Origin of the sequence: Curtobacterium sp. GC_Cur_3 (genome assembly GCF_026544205.1) — a bacterium.
Taxonomy (GTDB): domain Bacteria; phylum Actinomycetota; class Actinomycetes; order Actinomycetales; family Microbacteriaceae; genus Curtobacterium.
Genome location: NZ_JALNUI010000015.1, coordinates 37867 through 50730, shown reverse-complemented (window position 1 = coordinate 50730; position 12864 = coordinate 37867). Strand labels below are relative to the sequence as shown.

At 70.0% G+C, this 12864-nt stretch carries 14 protein-coding genes; 6 read left to right on the top strand and 8 right to left on the bottom strand.

What is annotated here, in order from left to right; genetic code table 11:
* Positions 1-47: 47 nt before the first annotated feature.
* Together OXR63_RS09720 and OXR63_RS09715 are read right to left on the bottom strand one after the other, a co-directional pair.
* Positions 48-1097: a methionine synthase gene (locus tag OXR63_RS09720; RefSeq protein WP_267422371.1), complete on the bottom strand. Its 1050-nt coding sequence runs from the start codon at positions 1095-1097 to the stop codon at positions 48-50.
* Positions 1098-1170: 73 nt separating this feature from the next.
* Entirely contained in the window at positions 1171-2154 is a 984-nt protein-coding gene (locus OXR63_RS09715) for a putative oxygenase MesX (protein WP_267422369.1), read from the bottom strand.
* A gap of 72 nt (positions 2155-2226) precedes the next feature.
* Between OXR63_RS09715 and OXR63_RS09710 the strand changes: the two genes are divergently transcribed.
* Together OXR63_RS09710 and OXR63_RS18410 are read left to right on the top strand one after the other, a co-directional pair.
* Positions 2227-3168 (top strand): LysR family transcriptional regulator, encoded by a 942-nt coding sequence (locus OXR63_RS09710; protein WP_267422367.1) that lies wholly within the window; start codon positions 2227-2229, stop codon positions 3166-3168.
* Between the two features lie 121 nt (positions 3169-3289).
* Positions 3290-4495 carry a GDSL-type esterase/lipase family protein gene (locus OXR63_RS18410; RefSeq protein ID WP_267422364.1) on the top strand — a complete coding sequence of 402 codons (1206 nt, stop codon included), beginning with the start codon at positions 3290-3292 and terminating at the stop codon, positions 4493-4495.
* A 34-nt stretch (positions 4496-4529) separates the two neighbouring features.
* Here OXR63_RS18410 and OXR63_RS09700 read toward each other — a convergent pair whose 3' ends face one another.
* Entirely contained in the window at positions 4530-5045 is a 516-nt protein-coding gene (locus OXR63_RS09700; RefSeq protein ID WP_267422362.1) for a VanZ family protein, read from the bottom strand.
* Positions 5046-5110: 65 nt separating this feature from the next.
* On the opposite strand from OXR63_RS09700, the gene OXR63_RS09695 reads away from it, so the two are divergent.
* The gene (locus OXR63_RS09695; RefSeq protein ID WP_267422360.1) at positions 5111-5833 is read left to right on the top strand and encodes a tyrosine-protein phosphatase; all 723 of its coding nucleotides are present in this window, start codon (positions 5111-5113) and stop codon (positions 5831-5833) included.
* A gap of 71 nt (positions 5834-5904) precedes the next feature.
* Here OXR63_RS09695 and OXR63_RS09690 read toward each other — a convergent pair whose 3' ends face one another.
* Positions 5905-6843, bottom strand: a complete 939-nt coding sequence (locus OXR63_RS09690; protein WP_267422359.1) for a ketopantoate reductase family protein — start codon at positions 6841-6843, stop codon at positions 5905-5907.
* 96 nt (positions 6844-6939) lie between these two features.
* Here OXR63_RS09690 and OXR63_RS09685 point away from each other — a divergent pair, with 96 nt between their 5' ends.
* The gene (locus tag OXR63_RS09685) at positions 6940-7470 is read left to right on the top strand and encodes a TetR/AcrR family transcriptional regulator (RefSeq protein WP_267422358.1); all 531 of its coding nucleotides are present in this window, start codon (positions 6940-6942) and stop codon (positions 7468-7470) included.
* A 24-nt stretch (positions 7471-7494) separates the two neighbouring features.
* Here the strand turns inward: OXR63_RS09685 and OXR63_RS09680 are convergent, their stop codons facing one another.
* The 4 genes from OXR63_RS09680 to OXR63_RS09665 form a co-directional block, all read right to left on the bottom strand.
* Positions 7495-8067: a hypothetical protein gene (locus OXR63_RS09680; protein WP_267422357.1), complete on the bottom strand. Its 573-nt coding sequence runs from the start codon at positions 8065-8067 to the stop codon at positions 7495-7497.
* Between the two features lie 24 nt (positions 8068-8091).
* Positions 8092-8325, bottom strand: a complete 234-nt coding sequence (locus tag OXR63_RS09675; protein ID WP_267422356.1) for a PLDc N-terminal domain-containing protein — start codon at positions 8323-8325, stop codon at positions 8092-8094.
* Between the two features lie 193 nt (positions 8326-8518).
* Entirely contained in the window at positions 8519-8812 is a 294-nt protein-coding gene (locus tag OXR63_RS09670) for a hypothetical protein (RefSeq protein WP_267422355.1), read from the bottom strand.
* 122 nt (positions 8813-8934) lie between these two features.
* Positions 8935-9483 carry an alternate-type signal peptide domain-containing protein gene (locus tag OXR63_RS09665; protein ID WP_267422354.1) on the bottom strand — a complete coding sequence of 183 codons (549 nt, stop codon included), beginning with the start codon at positions 9481-9483 and terminating at the stop codon, positions 8935-8937.
* A gap of 149 nt (positions 9484-9632) precedes the next feature.
* On the opposite strand from OXR63_RS09665, the gene OXR63_RS09660 reads away from it, so the two are divergent.
* Together OXR63_RS09660 and OXR63_RS09655 are read left to right on the top strand one after the other, a co-directional pair.
* On the top strand, positions 9633-11099 hold the full coding sequence (locus tag OXR63_RS09660; RefSeq protein WP_267422352.1) for an SDR family NAD(P)-dependent oxidoreductase: 1467 nt from the start codon (positions 9633-9635) through the stop codon (positions 11097-11099).
* A gap of 44 nt (positions 11100-11143) precedes the next feature.
* Positions 11144-12616, top strand: coding sequence for an MFS transporter (locus tag OXR63_RS09655; RefSeq protein ID WP_267422350.1), 1473 nt, complete (start codon positions 11144-11146; stop codon positions 12614-12616).
* Positions 12617-12864: the final 248 nt, after the last annotated feature.

Here is a 12864-nt window from a genome sequence, read left to right as displayed (position 1 = left end):
GCTTGTGTCAGTGACCGCGAGGCGAGCGGTCCTGAATCATCAGGGGGTCAGTGTGCTGCCGGCACGGCGGTCTTGGCGAGCTCAGCTCGGACGATGTCCGCTCCTGCCGCAAGCGCGCCGAGCTTGTCCAGGGCGGCACCTCGCGCCAGGGGAGCCATGCCGCAGTTGGAGCTCGGGATGAGCTTGTCGGCGTCGACGAACTCCAGGGCGCGACGAAGCACCTCCGCGACCTCGTCCGGGGTCTCCACGGTCTCGGTGGCGACGTCGATTGCGCCGAGCATGACCTTCTTCCCGCGGATGAGTTCGACGAGATCGAGGGGGACGTGGGAGTGGATGCACTCGAGCGAGACGATGTCGATGGACGACTGCTGCAGGAGCGGGAAGGACTGCTCGTACTGGCGCCACTCCGCGCCGAGCGTCTCCTTCCACTTGTTGTTGGCCTCGATCCCGTAGCCGTAACAGATGTGCACGGCCGTCTCCACGCGGAGGCCCTCGGCTGCGCGTTCGAGTGCGGCCACGCCCCAGTCCTGCACCTCGTTGTGGAAGACGGTGAAGGCGGGCTCGTCGAACTGGATGACGTCCACGCCGGCGTCCTGCAGCTCCCGGGCTTCCTCGTTGAGGATCGTGGCGAACTCCCACGCCAGCTTCTCGCGGCTCTTGTAGTGCTGGTCGGAGAGGGTGTCGATCATCGTCATCGGGCCGGGGAGCGCCCACTTGATCGGGCGATCGGTCTGGGCGCGCAGGAACTTCGCGTCCTCGACGAAGACCGGCTGGCGACGGCTGACGGCACCGACGACGGTCGGGACGGCGGCGTCGTACCGGTCACGGATCCGGACGGTCTCCTTGCGGTCGAGGTCGACGCCGTCGAGGTGCTCGATGAACGTCGTGACGAAGTGCTGCCGGGTCTGCTCGCCGTCGCTGACGATGTCGAGGCCGGCGCGCTCCTGCTCGTGAACCGCGGCGCGGAGTGCGTCCTGCTTGCCCTCGGCCAGTGCTGCGCCGTCCAGCCGCCAGGGCGACCAGAGCTTCTCGGGCTCGGCGAGCCAGGAGGGTTTCGGCAGGCTGCCGACGATCGCGGTGGGCAGGAGCGTGGTCATGCGGTGTGGTTCCTGTCGTTCAGGGGCAGGCGGTCAGCTGGGCGGACGGCCAGTGGATCGGACGGTCAGTGGGTCAGTGGGTGAGCGCGGCGGGGCTGGTGGCCCACCGCTCGAGGAGTGCTCGGTGCGGCGTCACGAGGTGCTCCTCGGTGTACCGGCCCTGGGTGATCGCGAGGCGGCTCCGTTCCTCGCGGTCGTAGGAGACGGGCGGCGTGGAGAAGTCCGTGTGCGCCAGGCTCGGGCGGTAGGTGCTCGGAGCGGCCGTGATCGCGTTGTAGATCTCCGGGCGGTAGATCTGCTGGAACGTCTCCATGGTGCTGATCGTGCCGATGAGCTGCAGGTCCGAGTAGTCGTTCGCCACGTCACCGCGGGAGTAGAACGCGAGCGGCGCCTTCCCGCCGGCGGGCATGAAGTAACGGACCTGCATCCCCATCCGACCGAAGTAGTCGTCGGTGAGGGAGGAGTGCTCGTGCTCGTACTCGGCGCCGAGGACCGGGTGGACGTACTCGGTCTGCCGGTAGGTCTGGCTCGTGGAGACGCTGATGCAGACCACGGGCTCTGCGCTGAAGTTCGAGCGGAACGCGGAGGACTCCAGGAAGCGCTGGAAGAGCTGTCCGTGGAGCTGACCGAAGTCGTCGGGGACCGAGGACAGCGACGGCAGCAGGACGGCGAAGTCGTAGTCGCGCAGGTACGAGGAGAAGTTGTTGCCGAGGATCCCCTGGTGGCGCTCGCCGGTGTGCTGGTCGAGGATCGCGACGTCGAGCATCTCGAGCAAGGGGAACTCTCCGGCAGAACCCTGGTCGACGAAGTGCGCGGTGACCGAGACGATGTCGAGCTCGACCCGGAAGCGATCACCGGCCGAACCGGCCGGGTCGCCCGCCGACGCCAGCTCGTTGCAGCGCCGGTCGATCATCCCGAGCGCGCTGCGGAGGTTCTGCTGACGGTGCTCACCGCGCGCAAGGTTGGCGAAGTTCGTGGTCAGCCGGGAGTTGTCCGCGGGGGAGTAGTCCTCGTCGAACCGCGTCCGCGTGATGCTGAAGGTCAGGTCATTCGCCATCCCCCGAGCATGACGGGAGGCGAGGGTCATCGGGTAATCCCCAAACGCTATGCGCTGGTATAGCCTCCGCCTATGGCTCGGGTCTCGAACGACATCACGCTGCAGCAACTCCGGTATTTCATCGAGGTCGCGACGGAGGGCTCGATCAGCGCAGCGGCCGATCTGCTCTACGTTGCGCAGCCGACCCTGTCCGCGGCGATGAAGGACCTCGAAACGCGGATCGGACGCCCCCTGTTCGTCCGATCGGCCCGCGGGGTGGTGCTCACCGTCGACGGCGTCGAGTTCCTCGGGTACGCCCGACAGGTCGTCGAGCAGGTCTCCCTCCTCGAACAGCGCTACGTCGGCGGGCAACCGTCGCGTCGGCTGCTCGGGGTGTCGGCGCAGCACTACTCGTTCGCCGTGGAGGCCTTCGTCCGCATGGTCGAAGCAGCGGCCGCGGACGAGTACGAGTTCTCCCTGCGCGAGACACGCACCTGGGACATCATCGAGGACGTCCGGACGCTGCGGAGCGAGGTGGGCATCCTCTACCGCAACGACTTCAACCGGCAGGTCCTCGGGAAGCTGCTGCGGGACGCCGGCGTCGTGTTCACCCCGCTGTTCATCGCGGAGCCGCACATCTTCGTCGCCAAGCGGAACCCGCTCGCGTCCCGGAAGCGCGCGACCCTCGCCGACCTCGCGGACCTCCCGCGGCTCACGTTCGACCAGGGCGCGAACAACTCCTTCTACCTGGCCGAGGAGATCCTGTCGACGATGTCGAGCAAGCGGGAGATCCGCGTCTCCGACCGGGCGACGATCTTCAACCTCATGATCGGCCTCGGCGGGTACACGATCTCGACCGGGCTCATCAGCGACGACCTGGACCCCGAGATCGTCGCCATCCCGCTCGACGTCGACGAGCGCATCGAGATCGGGTGGATCGCCCACGCCTCGGTCCCCCTCACCGTGCAGGCGCAGGCGTACCTGGACGAGCTGCGGGCGGTGGTCACCAGCTACGGCGTCGAGCCGCTCGGCTGAGCAGGCGGACACCGGACGGGAGGCTCGTGGCGGGGCCCGCCACGAGCCTCCCGTCCGTCCGTTGTCCTGCCCGCTTCTGCCAGGTCCGAGCAGTTACCCTGACCCCGTCAGGACCTCGGTCGTGAGCGACATCCCGAAGGCACGCGGAGGCAACGTGGACGGCACAGCACGGCAACGAGGACACCGACGAGTCCGGACGGCATCGCGTGTGGTCGCCGGGTTGCTCGTCGCCCTGGTCGCGACCGTCGCGACGGGGTGCGCCTCGACGAAGCCCGCCGAGCCCGAGCCCCTCGCCGCGTGGAACGCTGCCGTGACCGACCGCTCCAGTGCTCCCGCCAAGTGGGTCGCTCTCGGGGACTCGATCACCGAGGGGCAGGGCTCCTCTGCCCGTTCCACGCGTTGGATGGACCTGACGCTCGACCAGCTCCGGAAGCGTCACCCGACGTCGGGGGCCCACGGGGGTGCCGGGTACCTCCCAGCGCAGTTCGCCGTCTACGCGCCCGACTCGACCTGGGGTGACTGGGCGACCTCGCGCACGGGCTCGAGCCAGTACGACGTGACCGTCCCCGACCTCGGGTACCGGGCCGTCGCCATGCAAGCGGGCGCTTCGCGGACCTACCCGTTCACCGGGACCGGGATCGACATCTGGTGGACGCGCTACGAGGGGTCGGGCGACTTCACCTACAGCATCGACGGCGCCGCACCGAAGACGGTGTCGACGAATGGGAAGGCCAGCACGGGGACCGTCACGAAGGTGGACGACCTGCGGCGCGGGGAGCACACCGTCACCGTCACCGCGGTGAACCCGTTCTCGCTGCAGGGCTTCACGGTCTACGACGGCGATCGGGACAAGGGCATCCAGCTGTACGACTCCGCGCACTCCGGAGCGACGATCGCGACCTTCACCGAGGACCAGGCTGGGTTCCTGCGGGCGATGCGCCGCGCCGGGCCGAGCCTGGTCACCGTGACGCTGGGCGGCAACGACTCGCAGCACGTCACGCCCGCGGAGCTCGGCCGGCAGTACCAGGCGTTCCTCGAGGCGCTCGCCGCACTCCCCACCAAGCCCTCGCTGCTCGTGATCGGCGAGTTCACGCCGGCGCCCGCGATGACGAACAACATGTCGAGCCCCTGGTCGAGCTACCTCTCCGCGACGAAGAAGGCGGCTGCGGCGGCCGGGGCCGCGTACGTGAGCATGGACGACACCTTCCCGAAGGCCACCTACTCCGGAACCGGGATCTACTCGACGGACGGCCTGCACCCGAACGACACTGGGCAGCGCCGGATCGCGAAGCTCGTGCTGTCCACCCTCGCCGCGCACGAGGACTGACCGACCGCCCCTCGCTGCGGGCGGTGGTGCACAGCTACGGCGTTGATCCGCTCGGGTGAGCCTGCCGGGTGCGCCGGCTGCGGTCGACGGCGACGATGCCGGCGCTGAGGACGCCGGCGAGCACGGCGCCGACCGTGTTCATGAACCAGTCGTTCGTGTCGCATGCCCTGCCGAGGTTCGGCAGCAGCGCCTGGAGGAGTTCGATGGCGGCGGACAGCCCGGACGCCGCAGCCACGACCCACACCGGTCGGTTCGTGCGCAGCGCGGCGAAGAGCGTCACCGGGAACAGGAGTGCGACGTTGGCGAGCGTGTCGATGCCCTGGAACGGGACCGAGAACTGCACGGTGCAGAAGGTCCCGTTGCCGCCGTCGCCCGCCGGGGTCATGGTCAGCGCGAACGTCGCCACCGCACTGATGACGGCGAGCGTCACGAGCGCCTTCCGAGCCTGCCGGCGGTGTGCGAACCACCCCAGGGCCGTGAGTGCGACCAGGACGACCCAGAAGAGCACCTTCACGGCAGTCGCGTGGTTGACGAGGAAGGTCGTGATCACGAGGAGATCCTCCCATCGCTGATGCGGGCCGGCGGCACCGCTGTGCTGGTCGCTATGGTGTGTGCGTGCGAGAGCTCGTGTGGGACGGGTACCTGAACGCCCGTGACCTGGGCGGACTCCCGACGCCCCTGTCCGCGACCGGCTCGACACGCTTCGGCAGGGTGGCACGAGGGCCGCGCCGCGAGCTCTTGACCGACGCCGGGTGGCGGGACGCCCGCGGCTGGGGCCTCGCAGCGGTGGTCGATCTCCGGTGCGCTCACGAGGTCGGCGTCCGCGACGGTGACCCGGTCGTCGCGCCCGAGGTGCTCGATGCTGTCCCCGTGGTGCTCGCGCCGACCGAGGACCAGGACGATCCCGAGTTCCGGAAGACGTGCTTCCCGATCCTGGACTCGCCCGAGTACTGGCGGCACAACTGGCGCATCCTGCCGCACCTCGTGCTCGGGACGTTGACCGCGATCGCGGATGCCCCGCACGGACTCCTGGTGCACTGCAGCGCTGGCCGGGACCGGACGGGCATGATCAGTGCGCTCCTGCTCAGCAACGCGGGCGTTGCCCCAGCGGTGGTCGCTGCCGACTACGCGGAGTCGGTCCGGGCCATGGCGGGGGCGAAGGCGCACGCGCCGAACGACCGGCAGGCCACCTGGGGGACGGACGAGGTCGACGAGTGGATCGCCGCGACTGCTCCGATCGTCGAGGACGTGGCTGCGGACGTCGACGCCGCGTTCGCGACCATCGGCGCTGACGCCGAGCTGCGGGCCCGGCTGCGCGGTCGCCTGACGGAGCGCTGACGCGTGGTCGTAGGAGTGCGTCGGCAGCCGCGGTGCTGGCGATCGTCCTCAGCGGCCTGACCGCGTGTGGCTCAGTGTCGTTCGGCGACCCGCTGGAGGCGCGGTGTCACGATGCCGAGCTCGCGCGCTGTGCGGGAGACGTCCTCGATGACGGCACGCGGTTCTGCGGCGTTCGGGTCACCGTGTCCCGCGAGGCTCGCGCGGGCGATCGGGACGAGGCGTGTGGCTGCTGCGAGCATCGTCCCCGTCAGCCTCGGGAACCGCGTGGGGAGCGTCGCCGTGCGGTGGAGGCCGAGGTCGACGCCTCGTGCCTCGAGGACCGGCAGGAGCTCGCGGCTCCTCAGGAAGGCGTCGCCGAGTGCGCGTCGGTTCCCGATCATGTTCGCGAGCCCGCCGTGCTGCAGCGCAGCGGAGAACATGCCGGCATCGAGCACGACGTGCAACCAGAGCCACCCGCGCATGTCCGGTTCGTCTCGGACGGCGAAACCTGCCTGTCGGAAGGCGAGCCGAGCCTCCAGTCCGCGCCGGTCTGGTCCGGGTGCCGGCGCTGCCAGGGTGACCGATCGGAGGACGCCGCCGTGCAGGACGCCGTCGTCACTGAAGCCGCCGCCTGCGCCGGGGAAGCCGAACACGACCTGCTCGGCGGGGATCGGAGCGACGGCGTCGAGCGGTTCATCCCAGACGTTGCCGAGGACCACGACCGTCGCGTCGCCGATGCGGGGCGCCAGGAACGCTGCCGCTTCGCGCAGTCGGTGATGGCCGACGCTGAGGACGACGAGGTCGTAGCCGTCGTCCGGGTGGACCGATTCACGGAGTTCGGCCCGGTAGGAGGTTGCGCTTCGACGACCGAGTGCTCCTCGCCGCCCGTCGACGACGTCCAACTGGACGTGGTCGCCGTACTCGGCAGCGCGACCCGGGCGGACGTAGTGGTCGACCACGTTGCCTGCCTGTTGGAGGGCCTGGCCGTAGATGGTCGCGATGACCCCGCGACCGAACATGAGGATCCGCATCGCACACCTGTCCGCTAAGTTGGAGGCTGTCTCCACTTGCGAACATACGGAGACTGTCTCCACTTGTCAACGACTGCTGCCGATCGAGGAGGACCAGTGCGCGCCGATGCCCGACGGAACCGGGACGCGATCATCGCGGCGGCTCGGACCGTGTTCGAGCAGGACGAGCAGCTCCGGTTCGACGACTTCGCCACGCGGGCCGGTGTCGGGGTCGGAACGCTGTACCGGCACTTCCCGACGCGGGAGGCGTTGGCGGCTGCGGTCTACCAGGGTGAGGTCGAGGCGCTCTGTGGGGAGGCGCGTGACTCGGCGCGACCGGCGGGGGAGCGCCTCGAGGGATTCCTGCACGCGTTCGTGGAGTACGTCGTCGAGCATGCGGCGTTGGCGCGGACCCTCGCGTCGGTCGTCGATCCAGCGACTCAGGCCGAGGGTGGGAGCGAACTCGAGCGCACGCTCGGCGACCTGATGACGGCTGCCGTTGCCGAGGGTGCGATCCGCGCAGACGCGACTCCGGGCGCCGTGCTCGTCGCGCTGCACGGCATCGGGTCCGCGACCGACCGTCCGGAGTGGGCGGTGGAGGCGCGGGGGTTGGTGGAGCTGGTGCTGCGGGGGCTCGCGGCGCGCTGACCTGCGGTGCGTTTGCGGGGTCGGTCAGCGTCCCAGGCGCCGCGGTGCCAGCTGACGGAATCGCCGGTGCACGGCGTCGGAGAGCGTGGTGGCGATGCCACCGCTCAGGCGTCCGTCCGGCATGGAGGTCGACTGACCGATCGGGAGGCGGCGCGTCTCCGGCCAGCACCAGTTGCGGTCCGCAGCCGTGTGGACGTGACCGCGGTCGTCCTCGATCCGGACGATGGCCTCGAACCACCACGTCGGTCGGTCGAGCACGGCACGCGGCGAGAGCCAGTCCTCCCGCGTCCAGTTCGGTTCCCGGGGTCGGAAGTCGATGGTGATCGAAGCCGTCGCCACGACGTCCTCGGCCAGCCCTGTCCGCGCGAGGACCGAACGGAGCAGTTCGCCGTACGTCGCCCGGATCGTGTCCGTGAGGTGGTCATCGCCGTCGCTGTGCTGGACCAGGTCGACCACGACGGCTGCACCACTTCCGTCGAGGAAGCGCTGCAGCAGGACACCGGGGAGCCACGCGCCTCGGTAGTCGTTGTTGCGGCTGGAGAACGAGCCCGTGAGGCCGCGCGCGGCGTCGATGAGGCTGCGGCGAGTGCCGGGCATGTCGAGCGTGTCGCCGTGGATGGACTAGGCGGCCGGTCCGGCGGGTCGGTTCAGGCGGTCGGCTGCGCGTCCGAGCACCCAGTTGACGGCCCATCCGAGCAGGCCGATGACGGGGAGCGCGACGATGGCCACCGTCCAGAGCACCTTGACGAGGTTGCTGCGACGGCGATCGCGCCAGACCTGCACCAGCGCGAGGACCTCCAGCGCGAGGAAGACCAGGATGACCAGCACGTGGAGGCCGCTCAGGTTCTCGATCACGGTGTGCCCCCTCGGTGCGCCTACGGCGCGTCCCACTCACGCTAGCGGCGCCGGCCGCGCACCAGCGTCCGCCACGGGGATGACTTGGCTCTGGGTGGTCACCGATGACGGACTGGAGGCGCGGGGCGGGCCCGTACCGCGCCTCCAGTCCGTATCGGGTCGCGCCGGTGAGCGGCGACGGTGCCCACGTCCTTCACCGGCGTGTGGTGGCTGCGACGGCGTCGCTGATGGTCACTCCCGGGTGTTCCTCGCGGTAACGCCGCACGTCACCGGGATCGACGGACGGTGCCGGCCCGGCGACCGGGGTGTCGCCGATGACGGGCCTGGAGAAGGCGCTGACGCAGGACGTCGCGAGCAGCAGGACAACCGCGATCGTCGGCCAGGACGATGCCCATGCAATCACCGCTGCCGCGAGGCTGCCGAGTGTCAGGACCGCGGGCATCCAGCGGCGCACGGGGTGCGCGGCTCTCGGGGTGTGGGAGTGCACCGTCCTCTCCTCTCCTGCCGGCGCCCCTCGCCGGATGCGTCTCAGCCTGCCCCGTACCGGTGACATACGCAACATCAGCACGCCGGGCGTTGTCGACCAAAGCGAGGTCGAAGCCGCCGCGGTCAGTCCTCGATCGGGTTCTGCGTCAGCGTGAACGTCAGCCCGCTCAGGTCGATCGTCTGCGCCTTGCCGGTCGTCACGTCCGACGAGAGACCGATCGTGTAGGTCACGTCGAGCACCGAGGTCCCCGCCGTGGGCTTCACGGTCCAGCTGGTCCGGCCGGCAGGGGCCAGCGACGAGCTCGTCGACGAGACGCCGAGCGACTGCGTCGAGGCCGCGATGAGGTCGGCGTCGCCGGTGATGCTCTGCGGCGTCCAGGACAGGTCGGCGGAGAGGTCGTCCCCGGTCGCGGTCACGTTCAGCGTCTGGTGGAACTGGTACGTGTTGCCCGGCACCATGCGCACCCTCGCGATGTCGACCACGTCGGAGCGGCCGTTCGTGATGTCCGTCCAGGCACCGTCGGAGTTCGCGGACAGGGCGAGCGTGCCCGAGCTGACGGTCGAGGGCTGGGTCGTGGCGTCGGCGTTCCAGAGGGCGAAGGTGCTCGCGCCTCCCAGGAGCAGGGCGATGCCGGCGGCCCCGGCGATGGTGCCGTTGACGATCTTGAGCATGGGTTCCGTTCGGGTCGGGTTCGCGGAATGCCCTGAACGTACCGGTCCCCCGAAGTGCGGACACGGGCTTCATCCACTTCACCGGCCCCCAGAACGAGGGTGTGGCGGTGGGGCTCAGTACGCGGCTTTGCGGGACCGTAGAATCTCGTGTGACCTCCGAGCCCCTCGACCCCAGCAGCATCCCTCCCGAGGACCTCGCCGTCACGCTCCGGGTCCTGGAGCAGTTGACCGAGATCGACGAGGCGCACCCCGACTTCGTCCGCGTGCGGCAGGCGACGGCGAAGATGTTCAAGGCCGTGAAGCGCGCGCACCGTCTGGAGAAGCGTGCGGTCATCGCCGAGGCCGATCGACGGGTCATCGCCGCGACCGCGACCGGCGCCGCCGACCGGATCGACGACGAGACCCGCGGCGTCCCGATCAGCACCTCGACGGCAGCGGTCACCGCCGGCACCCTGCTGAAGGCGCGCCCCTGCTACATGTGCAAGCAGCAGTACACGGTCGTCGACGCGTTCTACCACCAGCTGTGCCCGGCGTGCGCGGCGATGAGCCACGCCAAGCGCGACGCCCGGACCGACCTGACGGGCAAGCGCGCCCTGCTCACCGGCGGCCGCGCGAAGATCGGCATGTACATCGCGCTCCGGCTGCTGCGCGACGGCGCCCACACCACCATCACGACCCGGTTCCCGCGCGACGCCGTTCGCCGGTTCGCGAGCCTGCCCGACTCCGCCGACTGGATGTCGCGCCTGAAGGTCGTCGGCATCGACCTGCGCGACCCCGCCCAGGTCATCGGGCTCGCGGAGGACGTCGCCGCGTCGGGACCCCTCGACATCCTGGTGAACAACGCCACGCAGACCGTGCGCCGGTCGCCGGGGGCGTACCAGCCGCTCGCCGACGCCGAACTCGCACCTCTGCCGGACGGGCCACTGCCCGAGCTGGTGACGTTCGGCCACACGAACGACCAGCACCCGCTGGCTCTGGCGCGCTCGGTCACGGCGCACCCCGTGCTCGCGGCCGCTGCTGCTCGGGCGGAGGAGCTCACCGAGCAGGCGATGGCCCCGGGGTCGAGCTCGCTCGAACGACTGGCCGGAGGAACCGCGATCGACGCCGGCGGTCTGGTCCCGGACCTGCACGACGTGAACTCCTGGACGCAGCAGGTCGACGAGGTGGACCCGCTCGAGATGCTCGAGGTGCAGCTCGCCAACACGACGGCGCCGTTCATCCTGATCTCGAAGCTCCGCGCGGCGATGGCAGCGAGTGGCGCACGCCGGACCTACGTGGTGAACGTGAGCGCGATGGAAGGGGTCTTCGGCCGTGCGTACAAGGGGCCGGGGCACCCGCACACGAACATGGCGAAGGCCGCGGTCAACATGCTGACGCGGACGAGTGCGCAGGAGATGTTCGAGACGGACCGGATCCTCATGACGAGCGTCGACACGGGCTGGATCACCGACGAGCGGCCGCACCCGACGAAGGTGCGACTGGCGGAGGAGGGCTTCCACGCTCCGCTCGACCTGGTCGACGGAGCGGCGCGCGTGTACGACCCGATCGTGCGCGGAGAAGCGGGTGAGGACCTGTTCGGCGTGTTCCTGAAGGACTACCAACCCAGCGCCTGGTGATCCCGGTGCCACGGGCAGGTTCGCGAGCCTAGCGTGGGGTCGTCATGACAGCTGAAGATCGCACAACTCCTGAGTCCGACGTGGCTCCCTCCGACCAGCCGGATCCGAACCGCTGGAAAGCACTCGTCATCTGCCTGCTCGGCGGCGGGATCGTGCTCCTCGACGTCTCGATCGTCAACGTCGCGCTGCAGTCCATCTCGACCGGGCTCCCCGGGACCTCGCCCGAGGCCGTCCAGTGGATCCTGTCCGGGTACGCCCTGTCCTTCGGGCTGCTGCTCGTGCCCGGAGGGCGGCTCGGTGACGCCACGGGCCGCCGCCGGATGTTCGTCATCGGGGTCGGGCTCTTCACCGTGGCGAGTGCCCTGTGCGGGTTCGCGCCGAACGGCATCGTCCTGGTGATCGCCCGCCTGGTGCAGGGGCTCGCGGGCGGTCTGCTCACCCCGCAGGTCACCGCGCTCATCCAGCAGCTCTTCCGCGGCAAGGAGCGGGGCACCGCCTTCGGGCTCTTCGGTGCGACGGTGGGCATCGCGACCGCGATCGGTCCGCTAATCGGCGGCCTGCTCATCACGGCGTTCGGCACCGAGAACGGCTGGCGCTTCGTCTTCTTCGTGAACCTGCCCGTCGGCATCGTCACGATCCTCCTGGCCTTCCGCTACCTGCCGGGCATGACCAGCACCGAGCGGGGTCGGAAGCACGACTTCGACCCGGTCGGCATCGTGCTGCTCGGCGCCGCGGTGGTCGCACTGCTCCTGCCGTTCGTGCAGTCCTCGGAGTGGAAGGGGAACACGAAGTGGTGGCTCGTGGTCGTCGCCGTCGTGCTCGGCGCGCTGTTCGTGCTGTGGGAGCGACGCTACGAGCGGACGAAGGAGCCCCTGATCGACCTGAAGCTGTTCCGCCGTCGGTCGTTCTCCCTCGGCGTCGGCCTGGCCACCCTCTACTTCGCCGGCTTCACCCCGCTGTTCTTCGTCCTGACGCTCGCGCTGCAGTCGGGCCTGCACTACTCGGCGCTGATGGCCGGGCTGTCGTCGGTGCCGTTCGCGATCGGTTCGGGCATCGCCTCGACCATCGGCGGCCGGATCGTGCACCGCTTCGGCCGGCAGCTCATCGTCATCGGGACGATCCTCGTGCTCCTCGGGCTCGGTGCGGTCATCTGGGTGGTCGCGAACCACTACCGCTCCGACCTCGGCTGGTGGCTCGTCCTGCCGCTGCTCGTCGCCGGCATCGGTTCCGGCCTCACCATCTCCCCGAACCAGACCCTCACGCTCTCCGAGGTGCCCGTCGAACAGGGCGGCTCCGCGGGCGGCCTCATCCAGGTCGGCGCTCGGGTCGGGTCCGCAGTGGGGATCGCTGCGGTCGGCAGCGTCTTCTACTCGATCCTGGCGAACTCGAACGGTGACTACGCGAAGGGCCTGCCGCTCGGGCTCGGCGTCTCGCTCGGCTTCGTCGCCGCGGCGCTGGTCGCCGGGATCGTCGACGTGGTCGTCGGCAAGGCGCGAGGGACCGAAGCGACGGTCTGAGCACCGGATGGCGGTCCTCGTTCCGCGGGCGCCCGGCCTGCGGGTTGGGGCCACAGCGACGGTCTGTGCAGGGGACGACGGTTCTCGTTCTGTGGCGTGACGGATCCGGTTCGCGGATCTCGGGGTGGGCCGACCAGATCCGTCACGACGCGATTCGGGAACGGGCCGGCGGCGGACCCGCGGGTTCCGGGGTCAGACCGAGACGGACGGGAGGCTCGGTGCCAGCTGGCACCGAGCCTCCCGTCCGG

What these genes read in the sequence shown, in the direction of transcription:
- OXR63_RS09680 (WP_267422357.1), bottom strand. Translation starts at nt 8,067, where the DNA reads ATGCCCGGCACTCGCCGCAGCCTCATCGACGCCGCGCGCGGCCTCACG.
- OXR63_RS09655 (WP_267422350.1), top strand. Translation starts at nt 11,144, where the DNA reads ATGACAGCTGAAGATCGCACAACTCCTGAGTCCGACGTGGCTCCCTCC.
- OXR63_RS09690 (WP_267422359.1), bottom strand. Translation starts at nt 6,843, where the DNA reads ATGCGGATCCTCATGTTCGGTCGCGGGGTCATCGCGACCATCTACGGC.
- OXR63_RS09720 (WP_267422371.1), bottom strand. Translation starts at nt 1,097, where the DNA reads ATGACCACGCTCCTGCCCACCGCGATCGTCGGCAGCCTGCCGAAACCC.
- OXR63_RS09710 (WP_267422367.1), top strand. Translation starts at nt 2,227, where the DNA reads ATGGCTCGGGTCTCGAACGACATCACGCTGCAGCAACTCCGGTATTTC.
- OXR63_RS09715 (WP_267422369.1), bottom strand. Translation starts at nt 2,154, where the DNA reads ATGGCGAATGACCTGACCTTCAGCATCACGCGGACGCGGTTCGACGAG.
- OXR63_RS09665 (WP_267422354.1), bottom strand. Translation starts at nt 9,483, where the DNA reads ATGCTCAAGATCGTCAACGGCACCATCGCCGGGGCCGCCGGCATCGCC.